This is a genomic window from Pseudomonas sp. RAC1 (genome assembly GCF_030658255.1).
GTDB lineage: Bacteria > Pseudomonadota > Gammaproteobacteria > Pseudomonadales > Pseudomonadaceae > Aquipseudomonas > Aquipseudomonas boreofloridensis.
The window spans coordinates 436,379-453,498 of record NZ_JAUTXS020000038.1 but is presented as its reverse complement, the minus strand read 5'-3'; the positions used below and the strand labels follow the sequence as shown (position 1 = coordinate 453,498).

The window sequence follows — 17,120 nt, the reverse complement described above, 5'->3', positions numbered from 1 at the left end:
ACAGGCCTGGCAATGAAGCTCCAGGCTGACCGCCCTGCCCTTCAGACGAATCGTTCGACTCGCGCAGGCGTTCGACGCATCAGTACCTTGCCTGCACGGATCGAGACCAGCGCATGCCCCTGGCTGCGAACCATCTCGTAGTCGTCGGCGGCAGACAGCACCAGCAGGTTCGCCGGGCGCCCGACTGCGATGCCGTAGCGCTCGCCCAGATTCAAGGTACGCGCACTGTTGTCGGTGATCAGGTCGAGCGCGCGCTGCAGATCCTCGTAGCCGAGCATATGGCAGATATGCAGACCCGCTTCGAGCACGCGCAGGATGTTGCCGTTACCCAGTGGATACCAGGGGTCGACGATCGAATCCTGGCCAAAACAGACGTTCAGCCCGGCACGGTCGAGCTCGGCTACGCGGGTCACACCGCGCCGCTTGGGAAAGCTGTCGAAACGTCCCTGCAAATGAATGCTTTCGGTGGGGCAGGATACGAAGTTGATGCCCGACATCTTCAACAGACGAAACAGCTTGTAGCAGTAGGCATTGTCATAGGAGCCCATGGCCACGGTATGGCTGGCAGTGACCCGAGCCCCCATGTCGCGCACACGGGCTTCTTCGGCCAGCACTTCAAGAAAGCGCGACTGCGCATCGTCGGTCTCGTCACAATGAACATCCACCAGGCAGCCAGTGCGCTCGGCAAGGTCCATCAGGAACTTGACCGAGGACACGCCCTGATCGCGGGTGTTCTCGAAATGCGGAATACCACCCACCACATCGGCGCCCAGCGCCACCGCCTCGGTCATCAGGGCCCGCCCGTTGGCGTACGACTCGATGCCTTCCTGAGGAAACGCCACGATCTGCAAATCGATCAGATGACGCACCTCCTCGCGCACCTCGACCATGGCCTTGAGCGCCACCAAGGTCGGATCGGTGACGTCGACATGAGTGCGCACATGCTGGATGCCGTGATCCACCAGCGCGCCTATGGTCTTCTTGGCCCGCGCCTTGATGTCTTCGTGGGTAGTGATAGCCTTGCGCTCGGCCCAACATTCAATGCCTTCGAACAACGTACCGCTCATGTTCCAGCGCGGCTCACCGGCTGTCAGGGTGGCATCGAGGTGGATATGCGGCTCGATGAAAGGCGGTATCACCAAGTTCTGTGCCGCGTCGATATCCTCGGCACTGCTCGGTTCAATCTTCGCCGGTTGGAGCTCGATGGCGGCAATGCGCTCGCCGCTCACCCGGACTGTGAACAGCCCGGTCTTGCCGCGCAGGCGGGCGTTGATGATATTCATGGCGTTACTCCTGGCCTTGGCTATTACGCTCGCGCCAGAGCAACGGCGCGATAAAAGCATTCATGCGTGATAATCGCGCATGGAAGGTATTGACGATGACGAACGCAGGGGGAGTCTAAGCAGCCCCGGGACAGGCCTAGCGTTTGGCTTGGACCGCAGGCTGTATTCGCGCTCTGAACTCAAGCAGAACGACATAACACAGTGCCGAGGCGCCGATTCCCACCAGCGGTGCGACCCACGGCGAGCTATAGGCCAACACCGCGCCCAGAGCATAAGCGAAAAGACCTGCGCGGTTGTAGCGCGGCAGCTTGACCGAAGCCAAGGTGGAGTAGTGGCCGCGATAGCGGTACCAGAAATCGGCCATGATCACGCCACCGACCGGCGGAATGATCGAGCCTAGCAAAACCAGGAAAGGAATCAGCCACTCGTACATACCGCCTATCGCCAGCACAATGCCGACACCTGCGGCGAGCAGCGTAGCGGTGCGTCGTCGTTCACTGCGTGCCAGGTGGCAACTGGCGGCTGCCACGTTATAGAGGGTCGGGCCTTGAATGGTCCAGAGATTCAGGCACAGCATCACCACCGCGGCGAACGACAGCCCTTGCAGCATCATCACCTCGACGATATCAGCTTGCTGATAAACCATCGCGCACCAAGCCCCCGCGACCACCATCAAGCCGTTGCCTACGAGAAACGCCACCACGCTGGCGGCTACCGCAGCCCGTGCGTTGCGCGACAATCGGGTCCAGTTGGTGGCCTGTGTCGCGCCACTGGCGAAGGTACCGAACACCATGGTCACGGCGGCCGAGAAGCTCATGCTCTCATGCGGCACCACGGCCAGCAGCCCGGAAAACCCGCCCGCATCGCGTGTAGCGATGACCATCGAGATCACCAGCAACGCGAACATCAAAGGCACCGAGACGCGTGACAACCCGTCAAGCCCCTTGAAACCGATGATCGCAGTGACACTGAAGCCCAACCCGAACAGCACCATCAAGGCCGGAGTGAAGCCCTCTGCCAACCCCAGCAGCTTGACCAATACGATCGCCACCGTTGCCGTGCCCCAGGCGTACCAGCCCAGCTCTGCGAAACCGAGCAAGAAGTCGGAAAGGCGGCTGCCCGCCTCGCCGAAGCAGAAACGCCCCATCAACACGGTATTCAGGCCACTGCGCGAGGCGATGAACGCCAGGCTCGCGGCATAGGCGGCCAGCAGAATATTGCCAATCGTCGCTATCCAGAGCATGTCGGCGAAGGTAAACGCTATACCGAGCTTGCCCCCGGCGAACATGGTGCCGGTGAAGAACGTGAAGCTGAACAGGATCATGGCAATGGGAAGCAGGCCCTTGCGGGCTGCTGGAGGGACTTCGGTCAGAGAAAATTCGCCGGATGAACTCATGATTGGAATAGTCCAAGAGTGAGGATTCCAACAGGCAGAGCAAGATACGGGCCGGGCTGGCCAAAGCGCGCGAGTGCTCAGGCGCTAGCCAGCTTCACTTGATGTGAACACTCCACACAGTGCATCGCTTTAAAAATGAAGGCGTTTACGCCCTACTGTGAAGCGTGAATGCACGTTTGAAAGGCGGTCAATGGTCGCGCTCTGCGCCGGTACCACCAAAGAGACGTTCGGCCTCCTGGTTCAGATCGATACCCTTTTCTTTGGCAATGCTGATCGTCATTGCCCATCGGGTCCTGTCTCGACGAAAGACGGCGTAGCGTTTGACCGCCTGCCGATGACGACCACTGTTTATCACCAGCATCGCCAACAATGGGAGCATCAGCGCTACCCCCAGGATGGCCATTCCGTGACCCGGGGCATGAAACGCGAGCGTGAGGGCCATGCACAGCACCAGTAACACCACATTGATCCACACGCCCCAACTGCGCCCGCGTACGACGAGCATGAACGCGAGCCCCATGACCACTCCGCCAAAAACGGTCGCAAAGAACGCAACCTTGAGCACGTGCTCATGACCGCGCCATGTAAGGGGAGTTGTGATGATCCACGTGACCGCCAGCGTTGCCATTACCAGTATGTGGGCGAGCAATATCACCCAGCCAAAACGACGAATGAAAACCCGCGTTTCGTTCGTATTCAGCATTTCGACATCACCTTGAGCCCTTGGATACTCGTCTGTGGCGCATTGTAGCGCGGTCACTGGCGGTGACGCTTGCGGCAAGGGGATTGCCAAGTCAGGCCGATAGAACGACGCTGTCAGGCATGAGTGATTGCTTCAGGACTTGGGGCCCTCTGGCGCTGACTGATCACCGCGCATTTGTGCCACCTGCCCATCGATCATGGCCTTGCTCATGCCGCTGAGGTAGAAGGTGGCGCGCATCAACGCGGCGGCTTCACGGGGGTGATTGATGGCCCGACGGGTGAGCTCGGTCACGCAACCCATGATGGCGGAAATTTCCATGAGCGTGTCCTTGGCCGGCAGGCCAGGTATCGCCTGCACCCAGTCCATCCTCGGCTTACGGCGCAAGCGGTCCATGGCGCTGATGACCTTGAGCTCAGGCCCCTTGGATGATTGATCGTCACTGCCCATATATCCTCCTGGAAATCGTCATGAAGTGCTTGCCACACTTCCTCGTCCTAGCTCAACCAGACTCACGCGAACCCGGCGTGCGTCTCTGCCCGTGGGCTGAGGCAGGATGAGGAAATGCAGCAAGCAGACGAAGCCTAGAGGGCCACTGATCAAGGCACAACGGCTCAACACGAGGAAATAGCATCATGGGAAAAGCCCTACGCGACACTCGGAAGGTTCACCCGAATCGAAGTCGCCTCCTCAGCTGAATGCCGCCCGAGACCATCCGATGGAACGTCCCAGCCCTTGAGACCTCCCACACTAACGCAGGCGAATAGCGCGCTGCCCACGAAGATCTGGAGGACCACTCGCATGTACAAGATCCTGATGGTGCTGACTTCCCACGACCAACTCGGCGATACCGGTCAGAAAACCGGCTTCTGGCTCGAGGAGTTTGCCGCGCCGTATTACGTGTTCGTCGATGCCGGCGCCGAGATCACCCTGGCTTCGCCCAAGGGCGGCCAGCCGCCGCTCGACCCGAAGAGCGACCAACCCGATGCCCAGACCGAAGCCACCGAACGCTTCCGAGGTGATACCCAGGCACAGATGGCGCTGGCCGACACCGTACCGCTGGGCGAGATCGATCCTTACGATTTCGACGCAGTGTTCTACCCGGGCGGCCACGGCCCACTCTGGGACCTGGCGCAGGACAAGGACTCAATCACCTTGCTGGAAGCGTTCTATGCGGCCAACAAACCCATTGCCGCCGTCTGCCACGCGCCCGGCGTACTGAAGCAGGTGAAGGCGCCCGACGGCTCGTCGGTGATCGATGGCAAGCGCGTGACTGGCTTCACCAACAGTGAAGAACACGCCGTCGGCCTGACGGACGTGGTGCCATTCCTGGTAGAAGACATGCTCAAGGCCCAGGGTGGTAAGTACTCCAAGGCAGCCGACTGGGCCAGTTACGTGATCGAAGATGACCATCTGATCACCGGTCAGAATCCTGCCTCATCGCACGCCACGGCCGAGGCACTGCTCAAACGCCTGGCCAAAGAGCCGCACGCCTGATAACCACAGGTGTTGCGCAGGCACACACTGACCTGCGCAACACGGTTCATGGCGATAAGCGTGCTCATCGACGCTTTGGTAATAGTGCCAGGAAGTTGTCCCTCGCCACTTGACGGGCCACGGCTTCGGGCAACGCATCCAGAAACACGTCGAAGCCATGCATCTGCTCGCCTACGCTGGCGAACCGGCCCACCACATCCGAACCCAACATGAATCGATCCGGGAAGCGCTCCACCAGCGCCAGCCAGGCCTTGCGGGGTTTTCCCTGTTCATCCAGCAGATAGGGCTGACGCATGCTCCAGGACAAATCGATGTAGAGGTTGGGGTAGGCATCGAGCATGCGCTCGAGGGTGGGTAGAATGAAGTCCATCTGGGTCTGGTGACGATGGATCTCCAGACTGGTGCCAGCGTGGGCCCAAATGAATCGGGTATGCGGATGATCGCGCAGCGGCTCTTCGATCTCCGCCAGATATAGCGGGTTACGCTCGCGTTTGGAGGTGATGTTGGAGTGCACCATCACCGGCAGATCCCGCTCAGCAGCCAGGTGATAAATTCGCGCCATCGCCTCGTTGTTGGCCCGGGGCGTATCGCCGCTGGTCAGCGCCGTCAGGTCATCGTGGCGGGTGAACACCTCGCCGATGCCTTGCCAGAAATCGGGATACAGTTCGAGCATGCGCTCGACATGGCTGACCGCGTTCTTGTCCACGGGATTGATCCCGGAAAGAAATGGATGAAAGCGTTTACGCTGTTCGGCGGGCAGTTTCTGCACCGCCGCAGCCACGTGAATGTCGGTGGCACTGAACCAGTACGCTTCGGCGTCGTCACCTGCGTAATAGCGAGGACGCTTGGGCTCGTCCTCGTGCCATTTCTTCGCCACCGGAATACCGGAGATCATCGCGTGATCGACCCCTGCTTGATCCATGGCCCGTAGCAAGGCGGGCATGCCTTCACTTTCCTGGAAGAAGTCGACGTAATGCAGGTGGGCATCGCTGTAGCGATAATCGCGAGCCTGCACCGTTGGGCACAGGCTGGCGGAAAACAACAGGCAGGCCAGTGCTCTGGCGATCATGGGGCAACGTCCTGATGACAATCGAAGCAGCGTAGACCACCGCCGCAGGCCGATCGTTCAGGACTGCCACTTCACGCCTTGAACACTTCCTCGAGCAGATTGTGCATCGAGCGGAACGCACGCTCCGAGGTGCGTCGATCGTACTGCATCTTGCCCGGCACGTTGGCGGTAGGATCGGTGAAGGAATGCACCGCACCGCCATAGCTCAGCAGTTGCCAATCGACCTTGGCCGCGTTCATTTCGGCCTCGAATGCCGGCAGTTGTTCGGCGGGTACCAGCGGGTCGGAGGCGCCGTGCAGCACGAGTACCGAGCCCTTGATACGCGAAGCGTCTTCAGGCCTAGGCGTATCGAGGGTGCCATGGAAAGACACCGTCGCCTTGAGGTCCGCGCCACTGCGTGCCAACTCCAGTGCGCAGCACCCACCGAAGCAGAAACCGAACGCGCCCGCTTTACCAGGCGCCAGGAGCGCCTTGGACTGACCGAGCAACTGCGCCAGGGCCTCGTGCATACGTTTGCGCAACTCGTCGCGGTCATTCTTCAACGGCATCATCGCCGCCCCCGCCTCTTCAGCATTCGAGGGACGCACGCCCTGCCCGTACAGGTCGGCGATCAAGACCACGTAGCCTTGTTCGGCCACTTCCTTGGCGACGCGCTCAGCCACTTCGCCGATACCCATCCAGTTCGGTGCCATCACCAATGCAGGCCGTGCGGCCGCCCCAGGCTCAAAGACCAGGCGACTTTCATAGCTGCGGCCGGACAGGTGATAGACCAGCGACTCGACGATTACCTTGCTCATCATGCATTCCTCAGGCTTGACCAAAAGAAAAGCCCGCCGAAGCGGGCTTTGCGGTGCGTCATCTCAAGCAGACAACTCGACCAGCAGCTTGTTCAGGCGGCGCACATACGCTGCCGGATCCTTGAGGCTGTCGCCAGCGGCCAAGGCCGCCTGGTCGAACAGAATGTGCGACAGCTCCGAGAAGCGATCTTCGCTCTGTTCGTGATCGAGCTTCTCGATCAGCGGGTGAGTCGGGTTGAATTCGAAGATCGGCTTGGAGTCCGGCACCTTCTGACCGCTGGCTTCGAGGATCTGGCGCATCTGCAGACCCAAGTCCTGCTCGCCGATGGCCAGGATCGCCGGAGAGTCGGTGAGACGGTGCGATACGCGCACTTCGGCCACGCTGTCGCCCAGCGCCGTTTTCAGACGCTCGACAAGCCCCTCCTTGTCCTTGGCCACTTCTTCCTGGGCTTTCTTGTCCTCTTCGGAATCCAGCTTGCCCAGGTCCAGGTCGCCACGGGCGACATCGACGAAGCTCTTGCCATCAAACTCGGTGAGATAGCTCATCAGCCACTCATCGATACGGTCGGTGAGCAACAACACTTCGATGCCTTTCTTGCGGAAGACTTCCAGGTGCGGGCTGTTCTTGACCTGCGCGTAGGACTCGCCAGTGAGGTAGTAGACTTTGTCCTGCCCTTCCTTGGCGCGAGCCAGGTAGTCGGCCAGGCTGACGCTCTGCTCGCCGCTGTCGTCGTGCGTGGAGGCGAAGCGCAACAGACCGGCGATCTTTTCCTTGTTGGCGAAATCTTCGGCCGGACCTTCCTTGAGCACCTGGCCGAAATTCTTCCAGAAGCCCTTGTACTGTTCCGGTTCGTTCTTCGCCAACTTCTCCAGCATGTCCAGCACGCGCTTGGTCAGGGCCGACTTCATCGAATCGATGATCGGATCCTTCTGCAGGATTTCACGCGAGACGTTCAGCGACAGGTCGTTGGAGTCGACCACACCCTTGATGAAGCGCAGGTACAGCGGCAGGAACGATTCGGCCTGGTCCATGATGAACACGCGCTGCACGTACAGCTTCAAGCCGCGCGGTGCTTCGCGCTGGTACAGGTCGAACGGCGCACGTGCCGGCACGTACAGCAGCGAGTTGTACTCCAGCTTGCCTTCGACCTTGTTGTGACTCCAGGCCAGCGGGTTTTCGAAATCATGGCCGATATGCTTGTAGAACTCCTGGTACTCCTCGTCCTTGATCTCGGTACGCGGGCGGGTCCACAGCGCGCTGGCGCGGTTGACGGTTTCCCACTCTTCAGCAGGCTGCTCTTCGCCTTCGGCTGCGGCCGATTGCTCTTTTGGCAACTGGATCGGCAACGCGATGTGGTCGGAATACTTCTTCACCACATTGCGCAGGCGCCAGCCGTCGGCGAACTCCTGCTCATCCTGCTTCAAGTGCAGGACGATGCGCGTGCCGCGCTGCGGCTTGTCGATGGTCGCGACTTCGAAGTCGCCCTCGCCCTTGGACGACCAGTGCACGCCTTCGGCGGCAGCAGTGCCAGCACGGCGGCTGTAGACATCGACTTTGTCGGCAACGATGAACGCGGAATAGAAGCCCACGCCGAACTGGCCGATCAGGTGCGAGTCCTTCTTCTGATCACCGGTGAGGTTTTTCATGAAGTCGGCCGTGCCGGACTTGGCGATGGTACCCAGGTGGGTGATGACATCCGCGCGGCTCATGCCGATGCCATTGTCTTCCAGGGTGACCGTGCCGGCTTCCTTGTCGAAGCTCAGGCGAATCTTCAGATCGGCATCGCCCTCTAGCAACTCGGGCTTGGCCAGGGCTTCGAAACGCAGCTTGTCAGCAGCGTCGGAGGCGTTGGAGATCAATTCGCGCAGGAAGATCTCTTTGTTCGAATACAGCGAATGAATCATGAGGTGCAGCAGTTGCTTGACCTCGGTCTGGAAGCCCAGGGTTTCTTTTTGAGTCTCCACACTCATCGTCTTCACACTCCGATCTGTTGGTCATTGCGCCCCAGGCGTCGAGCCTGATGGGCGGATGTTCAGCAGATGGGGGCATGGCTGGCTATTTCAAGGGTGGCTGCGGCTGGATCTTGAAATGCGCCCGGGCCGTGGCGATGGGCGAGCCGCGCTCGCCCTGCCAAGCGGTGATCGACACATTGGTCACCCGCCGCCCCTGGCGCCACAGCTGGCACTGGGCGAACGTGTCGCGGTAATGGCCGGCGCGCAGGTAATCGATGGAGAAGTCGATGATCTTGGGAATGCTCAAGCTCTCACTGAAGACCAACAGGTACAGGGCGGCTGAAAGCTCCATGAAACCCGCGATCACGCCGCCATGAATGGCCGGGAGCAGCGGGTTGCCGATGTTGTCGGGGTTGGCGGGCAGACGAAACAGCAGATCATCGCCCTCGCGCTGACATTCGATGCCGATCAGCCCGGCGTAGGGAATCAGTGCCAATAACGGCGCATAGTCGCCGCGTGCATGCGCCTCTGTCAGTTGCTGGCGTATCGGCGCAGGGATCATGCCTGCCCCTCGCCCATGCGCGCGGCAAAACTCAGGCCTGCGCGCGTCTCACCACCTAGACGCATGAAGGTGCCCACGACCTGGCAGATCGGCTGCGCCGGGTCGTCCTGGTAAGCGCTACCCCGAGTGAAGATCACATCGCGGGTCACCCGGTAGCAGTGCGCATGACCGTAAAGGTCCAAACCTGGCTTGGCCGGGTGCATGTAGTCGATACGCAGGTCCAGCGTCGGACAGACTTCGAATTTCGGCAGCACGCACAGCGTCGCCATGCCGCAGGTGGTGTCCAGCAACGTGGTGAGCGCCCCGCCGTGCACGGCGCCGGTCTGCGGATTGCCCACCAACCTGTCCGACCAAGGCAGCACCAAGGTCATGCCCTGCGCATCGGCATGCTGCACCCGCATCTGCAACTGCTGGCAATGCCTCAGCGCCGACAGGAATCGCTGCGACATTGCCATCAGCGTGCTGAGCTCTGTAGGGGTTGGCTTCATGACCAGAGCGCTCCGTGTTGTACTGGCCCACAGGGCCTGGAAAAAGTCGAGGCGAGTGGCGTGTTTATATATCTGCACGCGGCATTGAACTTCTCACACACCGCCGAACTCGAAGGTTTCAACTCACTTATTCCACAAGGAGAAACATCCCATGCGTAAACCTTTCGCTTTTGCTCTGATGCTGGCCGCCGCCATGGGTCTGGCTGCATGCGACAAGTCCAGCGAAGATAAAGCTCAGGACGCACAGAAACATGCCGAGCAGGCCCAGGAAAAGATGGGCGAAGCCCAGGATAAAGTGAACGACGCCGCCAAGGAAAATGCCGAAGCTGCCAAAGATCAGGCTGAAGCGCAGCAGAAGGCCGTCGAGGAAGCTCAGCCGTCCAATCCGGCGCCGACCACCGCTCCTGCTGAACCTGCCAAGCAGTAATTCAAGCAGAACAAAAAACCCGACAATGTCGGGTTTTTTTATGGCCGCAACTTAATGGTGAAACGCTTCACTTGGGAAGTGCAAACTCTTGTTCTTGCCGAAACGACTGCTGAACGCGCGCGTTTCGCGCCAGAGCAACTTCTCCACGTGCACCCCTCGCCTGGCGGCTGTCGCTTACTCGCATAAAAAAACCCTGCAGTCTGAAGATTGCAGGGTTGTTGATGGGCACTTCACTCAGTGGCTGCGTAACGTATAGCCGTTACCACCGGCACACTTCGATCTGTCAGGCCAAGGCTTCGCGTGGTTTGCCAAGAAGGCGGTCGCACGCCACGGCAACTACCAACGTCGCGACCGAAGGCACCAACCAGGCCAGTCCCTGATCACTCAGCGGCAGGTGTGCCAGGAAGTCAGGCAACATATGGGCGATGTCGCTGCCCTTGATCGCATCGACGATGCCGAAGATCAGCGAAACCAGCATCACCGGCGCGAGAATACGCGTCGGCGAATTCCACAGGTCGTTGACGAAGCTGAGCCCGACTACCACGATGCACGGCGGATAGATCGCAGTGAGCACCGGAATCGAGAACATGATCAGCTTGGTCAAACCAAGGTTGGACACCAGCAGCGAGAACCCGGCGAGGATCACCACCAGCGCGCGATAGGACAGCGGCAGCATCTGGCTGAAATACTCGGCGCAGGCACAGGTCAGGCCTACGGCGGTGACCAGGCAGGCCAGCGCGATCAGCACGGCGAGGAAACCACTGCCCAGCGAGCCGAAGGTATGCTGAACATAGGCATGCAACACGGCAGCCCCATTGCTGGCGCCGGCAGCAATCTCGTGGCTACCCGCCCCCAGCCGGAACAGACTGATATACACCAGGGCCAGGCCGACCCCAGCGATCAGCCCGGCGATGATGGCATAGCGGGTGATCAACTTCGGCGACTCGACACCACGCGAGCGAATGGCGTTGACGATGACAATGCCGAATACCAGAGCGCCCAAGGTGTCCATGGTCAAATAACCATCGGAGAAGCCTTTGGAAAACGCCGCGGCGGCATAGGCAGGTTGCGCCTCGCCGATACCGCCGGCTGGCAGCATGAAGGCTGCGATACCCAGCACGGCCAGGGCGATGATCTTCAGCGGTGCGAGGAAACGTCCGACAGTATCGAGCAGCTTGCCCGGATACATCGACACCGCCAGCACTACGATGAAATACACCAGGCTGTAAATGAACAGCGCCAGTGGGCTCTCGCCGGTCAGGGGTGCAACGCCTACCTCGAAGGAGACGGTCGCCGTGCGCGGCGTGGCGAACAACGGCCCCACCGACAGGTAGCAGACAGCAGCCAGCAGGCCACCACAGAACTTGCCGATCGGACTGCTCAGCGCATCCATGCCGCCGCCGACCTTGGCCAGCGCCACCACGGTGATGACCGGAAGGCCCACGGCCGTGACCAGAAAGCCCAGCGCCGCCATCCACACGTGCGGCCCGGACTGCAGGCCGACGATAGGGGGGAAGATGATATTGCCCGCACCCACGAAAAGCGCGAACGTCATAAAGCCAAGTGCCAGGATATCCTGGCCTTTTAACACTTTCATTTAAGGAAGTACCACACTGCTGAAATCGGGGTTCGAGAGGGGATTTCCACATGGATGGCGGAAATGCTGCCCGGCCTGATGAGCCAGACCCGTTTAGCGTGTCGTTCCCTTTTGGGGTACGGGCACAGAGTGACGCGTAGGGTACAGAATTTGGCCAGCAAACGCACTGTAGCGGTGCGGCTTGTCCGATGTGCGTACATGTTTGTCGTTTAAGCGACCGATGACGTAGGGATTATTCCAGAGACGCGGAAAGCTTCTGTATGAAGGATCCTGTTAACCATGAGGAAAAATCCTAGAGCTGCAGGACAGAAACGACAAAGGCCACCCGAAGGTGGCCTCTGTGCGCGTGGGGGGTACAGCGAGTCGCTTACTTCTTGGCTTCCCAGCCAGTCAGCTCGGCCAGGGCCTTGCCGATGTCTGCCAGGGAACGCACGGTCTTGACACCAGCGTCCTGCAGGGCAGCGAACTTCTCGTCCGCAGTGCCTTTGCCGCCGGAGATGATGGCGCCAGCGTGGCCCATGCGCTTGCCTGCAGGCGCGGTAACGCCCGCGATGTAGGAAACGACCGGCTTGGTAACGTTAGCTTTGATGTAGGCAGCCGCTTCTTCTTCAGCCGAACCGCCGATCTCGCCGATCATGACGATCGCTTCGGTCTTCGGATCTTCCTGGAACAGCTTCAGGATGTCGATGAAGTTGGAGCCTGGGATCGGGTCGCCACCGATGCCGACGCAGGTCGACTGGCCGAAGCCGGCGTCGGTGGTCTGCTTGACCGCTTCGTAGGTCAGGGTGCCGGAACGCGAAACGATACCGACCTTGCCTGGCAAGTGAATGTGGCCTGGCATGATGCCGATCTTGCACTCGCCCGGAGTGATGACGCCTGGGCAGTTAGGACCGATCAGGGTCACGCCCAGTTCGTCGCACTTGACCTTGGCGTCCAGCATGTCGAGGGTCGGGATGCCTTCGGTGATGCAGACGATCAGCTTGATACCGCCGAAGGCCGCTTCGAGGATGGAGTCCTTGCAGAACGGAGCCGGAACGTAGATGACCGAAGCGTCAGCACCGGTGGCTTCCACGGCTTCCTTGACGGTGTTGAACACCGGCAGGCCCAGGTGGGTAGTGCCACCCTTGCCTGGAGTGACGCCGCCAACCATCTTGGTGCCGTAGGCGATGGCTTGTTCGGAGTGGAAAGTACCTTGCGAGCCGGTGAAGCCCTGGCAGATGACTTTGGTGTCTTTATTGATCAGGACGCTCATTACTTGCCCTCCGCAGCTTTGACAACTTGTTGAGCAGCGTCGGTCAGGCTGGTTGCCGCAATGATGTTCAAACCGCTTTCTGCCAGTACTTTAGCGCCCAGTTCGGCGTTGTTGCCTTCAAGGCGAACAACCACCGGCACTTTCACGCCGACTTCTTTGACTGCACCGATGATGCCTTCGGCGATCATGTCGCAGCGCACGATACCACCGAAGATGTTGACCAGAACGGCCGCGACATTGCTGTCGGACAGAATGATCTTGAACGCCTCGGTCACGCGCTCTTTGGTAGCACCACCGCCCACGTCGAGGAAGTTGGCCGGTTTGCCGCCGTGCAGGTTGACGATGTCCATGGTACCCATGGCCAGGCCAGCACCGTTGACCATGCAGCCGATGTTGCCTTCCAGCGCGACGTAGTTCAGTTCGAACTTGGCAGCGTGGGCTTCACGGGCGTCGTCTTGCGACGGATCGTGGAACGTCTTCAGCTTGGGCTGACGGTACATGGCGTTGGCATCGATGTTGATCTTGGCATCGAGGCAGTGCAGGTCGCCGTCGGCCTTGATCACCAGCGGGTTCACTTCCAGCAGGGCCAGATCGTGATCCTTGAACAGCTTGGCCAGGCCTACGAAGATCTTGGCGAACTGCTGAACTTGCTTGCCTTCCAGACCCAGCTGGAACGCCAGCTCGCGACCCTGGAACGGCTGAGCGCCGACCAGCGGGTCGATGGTAGCCTTGAGGATCTTCTCAGGGGTGTCGTGGGCGACCTTCTCGATGTCCACGCCACCTTCAGTGGAGGCCATGAACACGATGCGGCGGCTCGAGCGATCCACGACAGCGCCCAGGTACAGCTCCTTGGCGATGTCAGTGCAGGACTCGACCAGGATCTTGGAGACTGGCTGACCGTTGGCATCGGTCTGGTAGGTCACCAGATTCTTGCCCAACCACTGCGCAGCGAACGCCTTGGCGTCTTCTTTACTGCGAACCAGCTTGACGCCACCCGCTTTACCGCGACCACCGGCGTGAACCTGGGCTTTTACCACCCACTCGGAACCACCGATCTTGTCGCAGGCTTCTGCGGCTTGTTCAGGGGTATCGACCGCGAAACCCTTGGAAACTGGCAGGCCGTACTCAGCGAACAGCTGTTTACCCTGATACTCGTGAAGATTCATGCTTTTTACCGTCTTCGTTAGGTACTGCGCTTCGGCGCTGCGCTGTTTCCAGCGCCGCGCCACCTGTGACCGTTAACCCCGGATTGTTCCGGTGGCCCGGTCCGGCGGACATTCCGCGGTGGATCTTGCGCGCAAGACCCACGACGGGCAGCCCGCCGTGGTTTTTATAATTAACGCTTCTTACGGTTGGCCACGTGAATGGCGCCGCCATTCACAGCCAGCGCGGCTTCATGCAGCGCTTCGGACAGAGTCGGGTGGCTGAACACCATCATGCCCAGGTCTTCGGCACTGGTGCCGAATTCCATGGCGATAGCGCCCTGCTGAACCAGCTCGGCAGCCGATGGGCCGATCACGTGAACGCCCAGCACACGGTCGGTCTTGGCATCGGCGATGACCTTGACGAAACCACCGGTGTCGTTCGCCGCCATCGCACGGCCGCTGGCCGCGAACGGGAAGGTACCCACGTTAACCTCAACGCCTTCGGCTTTCAATGCCTGCTCGGTCTTGCCGACCCATGCGATTTCCGGGTGGGTGTAGATCACCGACGGGATCAGGTCGTAGTTCATCTGGGCCTTGTGACCCTTGATGCGCTCGACGACCATGATGCCCTCTTCCGAGGCCTTGTGCGCCAGCATCAGGCCACGCACCACGTCGCCGATGGCATAGACGCCTGGGACGCTGGTGGCGCAGTAGTCGTCAACGTAGATGTAGCCACGCTCGTCGATATTGACGCCGCTGTCGACGGCCAGCAGGTCAGTGGTCACAGGACGACGGCCCACGGCGACGATCAGCTTGTCGAAGGTGATCTTCTGCTCGCCTTCGGCGTTGGTGTAGGTGACTTCGACTTCTTCGCCAGTGACTTTCGAACCGGTGACGCGCGCACCCAGCTTGATGTCCAGACCTTGCTTGGTCAGGGTCTTCTGGGCTTCCTTGGAAACCGCGGTGTCGGCGGCCATCAGGAAAGTGTCCAGAGCTTCCAGGACAGTCACTTCTGCGCCCAGGCGAGCCCAGACCGAACCCAGCTCCAGACCGATCACGCCGGCACCGATTACGCCCAGGCGTTTAGGCACGGCCTGGAATTCCAGCGCGCCGGTAGAGTCGACGATGACTTTCTGGTCGACTGGCGCCGGTGGGATGTCGATCGGGCGCGAGCCGGAAGCGAGAATCACGTTCTCTGCTTCGATGACTTCGCTGCTGCCATCAGCCTTGGTGACTTCGACTTTCTTGCCCGCCAGCAGCTTGCCGTGGCCCTGGATCGAGGTCACGCCATTGGCCTTGAACAGGGTGGCCACACCACCGGTCAGGTTCTTGACGATGCCGGCCTTACGGCCAATCATCGCGGCGACGTCCATCTTCACTTCACCCGTGGAGATACCGTGGACGTTGAAGCTTTCTTTCGCTTCTTTGTACTTCCAGGAGCTGTCGAGCAGCGCCTTGGAGGGAATGCAGCCGACGTTCAGGCAGGTACCGCCCAGGGCCAGCTTGCCTTCGGCGTCGGTGTATTCCTCGATGCAGGCAGTCTTCAGACCGAGCTGGGCAGCCTTGATGGCAGCCACATAGCCGCCAGGACCCGCACCAATCACCACTACGTCGAATTTCTGGGTCATAAAAGATTCCTTTTTAGCTTCAAGCTTCAAGCTGCAAGCGGCTGGAACGGCAGGCTTAGTCAGGAAGCCTGGCGCTTGCCGCTTGCAACTGTGCGATTAGATGTCCAGCAGCAGGCGGGACGGATCTTCCAGCAGGTTCTTGATGGTGACGAGGAAGGTTACGGCTTCCTTGCCATCGATCAGACGGTGGTCGTAGGACAGCGCCAGGTACATCATCGGGCGAATGACCACTTGGCCGTTGATCGCCATCGGACGCTGGATGATGTTGTGCATACCCAGGATCGCAGCCTGCGGCGGGTTGACGATCGGGGTCGACATCATCGAACCGAAGGTACCACCGTTGGTGATGGTGAAGGTACCGCCAGTCATCTCTTCGATGGACAGCTTGCCGTCGCGGGCCTTCTTGCCGAAGGTGGCGATGCCGTTCTCGATCTCGGCCAGCGACATCGATTCGGCGTTACGCAGCACAGGCACCACCAGACCACGGTCGCTGGACACGGCTACGCCGACGTCCGCGTAGCCATGGTAGACGATGTCGTTGCCGTCGATCGATGCGTTGACTGCCGGGAAGCGCTTGAGCGCCTCGGTGGCGGCCTTGACGAAGAACGACATGAAGCCCAGGCGCACGCCATTGTGGGTCTTCTCGAACAGGTCCTTGTACTTCGAACGCAGGGCCATGACTTCGGTCATGTCCACTTCGTTGAAGGTGGTCAGCATGGCCATGTTCGATTGCGCTTCGACCAGACGCTCGGCGATCTTGGCGCGCAGACGAGTCATCGGCACGCGCTTCTCGGTGCGATCGCCGGCAGCGACGACGACCGGGGCAGCGGCGGCAGCGGCAGGCTTGGCGGCCGGAGCAGCAGCAGGCGCGGACTTCTTGTTGGCGATGGCCGCGACCATGTCTTCCTTGGTCACACGACCGCCCTTGCCGGTGCCCTTCACAGAGGCCAGATCGATACCGTTCTCTTCGGCCAGCTTGCGTGCGGCAGGCGCGGCAACCGGGTCATCTTCGCCAGCGTCAGCGGCGGCAGCAGCCGGAGCGGCAGCCGGTGCCGCAGCGGCGGCGGCAGGTGCAGCGGCAGCTGCGCCACCCTCAACGATCGAACCCAGTACTTCGTCGGACAGGACGGTGTCGCCCTCGCCCTTGACGATGTCGCCCAGCACGCCGTCGGCGGTGGCCAGCACTTCCAGGACGACCTTGTCGGTCTCGATGTCGACGATCAGCTCGTCACGCTTGACGGCTTCGCCCGGCTTCTTGTGCCAGGTGGCAACGGTGCCGTCGGCAACCGATTCCGGGAAGGTTGGGGCTTTGATCTCGATAGCCAT

16 protein-coding genes are annotated in these 17,120 nt (G+C 60.5%); 2 read left to right on the top strand and 14 right to left on the bottom strand.

Translation table 11 applies throughout. From position 1 onward, the window contains the following. Nucleotides 1-41: 41 nt before the first annotated feature. The 4 genes from codA to Q7C30_RS19370 all read right to left on the bottom strand — a co-directional run bounded on the left by codA (nt 42) and on the right by Q7C30_RS19370 (nt 3,829). Entirely contained in the window at nt 42-1,283 is a 1,242-nt protein-coding gene (codA, locus tag Q7C30_RS19385) for a cytosine deaminase (RefSeq protein ID WP_317872435.1), read from the bottom strand. Nucleotides 1,284-1,419: 136 nt separating this feature from the next. After that, on the bottom strand, nt 1,420-2,679 hold the full coding sequence (codB, locus tag Q7C30_RS19380) for a cytosine permease (protein WP_317872434.1): 1,260 nt from the start codon (nt 2,677-2,679) through the stop codon (nt 1,420-1,422). A 187-nt stretch (nt 2,680-2,866) separates the two neighbouring features. Next, entirely contained in the window at nt 2,867-3,382 is a 516-nt protein-coding gene (locus tag Q7C30_RS19375; RefSeq protein WP_317872433.1) for a hypothetical protein, read from the bottom strand. Nucleotides 3,383-3,514: 132 nt separating this feature from the next. Next, nucleotides 3,515-3,829, bottom strand: coding sequence for a DUF3077 domain-containing protein (locus tag Q7C30_RS19370; protein ID WP_317872432.1), 315 nt, complete (start codon nt 3,827-3,829; stop codon nt 3,515-3,517). A gap of 351 nt (nt 3,830-4,180) precedes the next feature. On the opposite strand from Q7C30_RS19370, the gene Q7C30_RS19365 reads away from it, so the two are divergent. Beyond that, nucleotides 4,181-4,876: a type 1 glutamine amidotransferase domain-containing protein gene (locus tag Q7C30_RS19365; RefSeq protein WP_317872431.1), complete on the top strand. Its 696-nt coding sequence runs from the start codon at nt 4,181-4,183 to the stop codon at nt 4,874-4,876. A 64-nt stretch (nt 4,877-4,940) separates the two neighbouring features. On the opposite strand, the gene Q7C30_RS19360 is transcribed toward Q7C30_RS19365, so the two are convergent. The 5 genes from Q7C30_RS19360 to Q7C30_RS19340 all read right to left on the bottom strand — a co-directional run bounded on the left by Q7C30_RS19360 (nt 4,941) and on the right by Q7C30_RS19340 (nt 9,745). Continuing rightward, on the bottom strand, nt 4,941-5,945 hold the full coding sequence (locus Q7C30_RS19360) for an amidohydrolase family protein (protein WP_317872430.1): 1,005 nt from the start codon (nt 5,943-5,945) through the stop codon (nt 4,941-4,943). 71 nt (nt 5,946-6,016) lie between these two features. After that, complete coding sequence (locus Q7C30_RS19355; protein ID WP_029612074.1) at nt 6,017-6,742, bottom strand: dienelactone hydrolase family protein; 726 nt, start codon at nt 6,740-6,742, stop codon at nt 6,017-6,019. A gap of 63 nt (nt 6,743-6,805) precedes the next feature. Continuing rightward, nucleotides 6,806-8,713: a molecular chaperone HtpG gene (htpG, locus tag Q7C30_RS19350; RefSeq protein WP_317872429.1), complete on the bottom strand. Its 1,908-nt coding sequence runs from the start codon at nt 8,711-8,713 to the stop codon at nt 6,806-6,808. Between the two features lie 85 nt (nt 8,714-8,798). Then, on the bottom strand, nt 8,799-9,257 hold the full coding sequence (locus Q7C30_RS19345) for a PaaI family thioesterase (RefSeq protein ID WP_317872428.1): 459 nt from the start codon (nt 9,255-9,257) through the stop codon (nt 8,799-8,801). After that, entirely contained in the window at nt 9,254-9,745 is a 492-nt protein-coding gene (locus Q7C30_RS19340; protein ID WP_317872427.1) for a PaaI family thioesterase, read from the bottom strand. The genes Q7C30_RS19345 and Q7C30_RS19340 overlap by 4 nt, the downstream gene beginning before the upstream one ends. Before the next feature lie 151 nt (nt 9,746-9,896). On the opposite strand from Q7C30_RS19340, the gene Q7C30_RS19335 reads away from it, so the two are divergent. Next, nucleotides 9,897-10,172 carry a hypothetical protein gene (locus Q7C30_RS19335; RefSeq protein ID WP_029612070.1) on the top strand — a complete coding sequence of 92 codons (276 nt, stop codon included), beginning with the start codon at nt 9,897-9,899 and terminating at the stop codon, nt 10,170-10,172. Nucleotides 10,173-10,455: 283 nt separating this feature from the next. On the opposite strand, the gene brnQ is transcribed toward Q7C30_RS19335, so the two are convergent. The 5 genes from brnQ to odhB all read right to left on the bottom strand — a co-directional run bounded on the left by brnQ (nt 10,456) and on the right by odhB (nt 17,120). After that, nucleotides 10,456-11,769: a branched-chain amino acid transport system II carrier protein gene (brnQ, locus tag Q7C30_RS19330; RefSeq protein WP_029612069.1), complete on the bottom strand. Its 1,314-nt coding sequence runs from the start codon at nt 11,767-11,769 to the stop codon at nt 10,456-10,458. 367 nt (nt 11,770-12,136) lie between these two features. Further along, nucleotides 12,137-13,021: a succinate--CoA ligase subunit alpha gene (sucD, locus tag Q7C30_RS19325; RefSeq protein ID WP_016393102.1), complete on the bottom strand. Its 885-nt coding sequence runs from the start codon at nt 13,019-13,021 to the stop codon at nt 12,137-12,139. Next, nucleotides 13,021-14,187: an ADP-forming succinate--CoA ligase subunit beta gene (gene sucC / locus Q7C30_RS19320; RefSeq protein ID WP_029612068.1), complete on the bottom strand. Its 1,167-nt coding sequence runs from the start codon at nt 14,185-14,187 to the stop codon at nt 13,021-13,023. The genes sucD and sucC overlap by 1 nt, the downstream gene beginning before the upstream one ends. A 170-nt stretch (nt 14,188-14,357) precedes the next feature. Further along, entirely contained in the window at nt 14,358-15,794 is a 1,437-nt protein-coding gene (gene lpdA / locus Q7C30_RS19315) for a dihydrolipoyl dehydrogenase (protein ID WP_029612067.1), read from the bottom strand. Nucleotides 15,795-15,890: 96 nt separating this feature from the next. Further along, on the bottom strand, nt 15,891-17,120 hold the full coding sequence (odhB, locus tag Q7C30_RS19310; RefSeq protein ID WP_317872426.1) for a 2-oxoglutarate dehydrogenase complex dihydrolipoyllysine-residue succinyltransferase: 1,230 nt from the start codon (nt 17,118-17,120) through the stop codon (nt 15,891-15,893).

Excerpts from the sequence above, each read along its gene's own strand:
- codA (WP_317872435.1), bottom strand. The coding sequence starts at position 1,283 with ATGAATATCATCAACGCCCGCCTGCGCGGCAAGACCGGGCTGTTCACA.
- codB (WP_317872434.1), bottom strand. The coding sequence starts at position 2,679 with ATGAGTTCATCCGGCGAATTTTCTCTGACCGAAGTCCCTCCAGCAGCC.
- Q7C30_RS19375 (WP_317872433.1), bottom strand. The coding sequence starts at position 3,382 with ATGCTGAATACGAACGAAACGCGGGTTTTCATTCGTCGTTTTGGCTGG.
- Q7C30_RS19370 (WP_317872432.1), bottom strand. The coding sequence starts at position 3,829 with ATGGGCAGTGACGATCAATCATCCAAGGGGCCTGAGCTCAAGGTCATC.
- Q7C30_RS19365 (WP_317872431.1), top strand. The coding sequence starts at position 4,181 with ATGTACAAGATCCTGATGGTGCTGACTTCCCACGACCAACTCGGCGAT.
- Q7C30_RS19360 (WP_317872430.1), bottom strand. The coding sequence starts at position 5,945 with ATGATCGCCAGAGCACTGGCCTGCCTGTTGTTTTCCGCCAGCCTGTGC.
- Q7C30_RS19355 (WP_029612074.1), bottom strand. The coding sequence starts at position 6,742 with ATGAGCAAGGTAATCGTCGAGTCGCTGGTCTATCACCTGTCCGGCCGC.
- htpG (WP_317872429.1), bottom strand. The coding sequence starts at position 8,713 with ATGAGTGTGGAGACTCAAAAAGAAACCCTGGGCTTCCAGACCGAGGTC.
- Q7C30_RS19345 (WP_317872428.1), bottom strand. The coding sequence starts at position 9,257 with ATGATCCCTGCGCCGATACGCCAGCAACTGACAGAGGCGCATGCACGC.
- Q7C30_RS19340 (WP_317872427.1), bottom strand. The coding sequence starts at position 9,745 with ATGAAGCCAACCCCTACAGAGCTCAGCACGCTGATGGCAATGTCGCAG.
- Q7C30_RS19335 (WP_029612070.1), top strand. The coding sequence starts at position 9,897 with ATGCGTAAACCTTTCGCTTTTGCTCTGATGCTGGCCGCCGCCATGGGT.
- brnQ (WP_029612069.1), bottom strand. The coding sequence starts at position 11,769 with ATGAAAGTGTTAAAAGGCCAGGATATCCTGGCACTTGGCTTTATGACG.
- sucD (WP_016393102.1), bottom strand. The coding sequence starts at position 13,021 with ATGAGCGTCCTGATCAATAAAGACACCAAAGTCATCTGCCAGGGCTTC.
- sucC (WP_029612068.1), bottom strand. The coding sequence starts at position 14,187 with ATGAATCTTCACGAGTATCAGGGTAAACAGCTGTTCGCTGAGTACGGC.
- lpdA (WP_029612067.1), bottom strand. The coding sequence starts at position 15,794 with ATGACCCAGAAATTCGACGTAGTGGTGATTGGTGCGGGTCCTGGCGGC.
- odhB (WP_317872426.1), bottom strand. The coding sequence starts at position 17,120 with ATGGCTATCGAGATCAAAGCCCCAACCTTCCCGGAATCGGTTGCCGAC.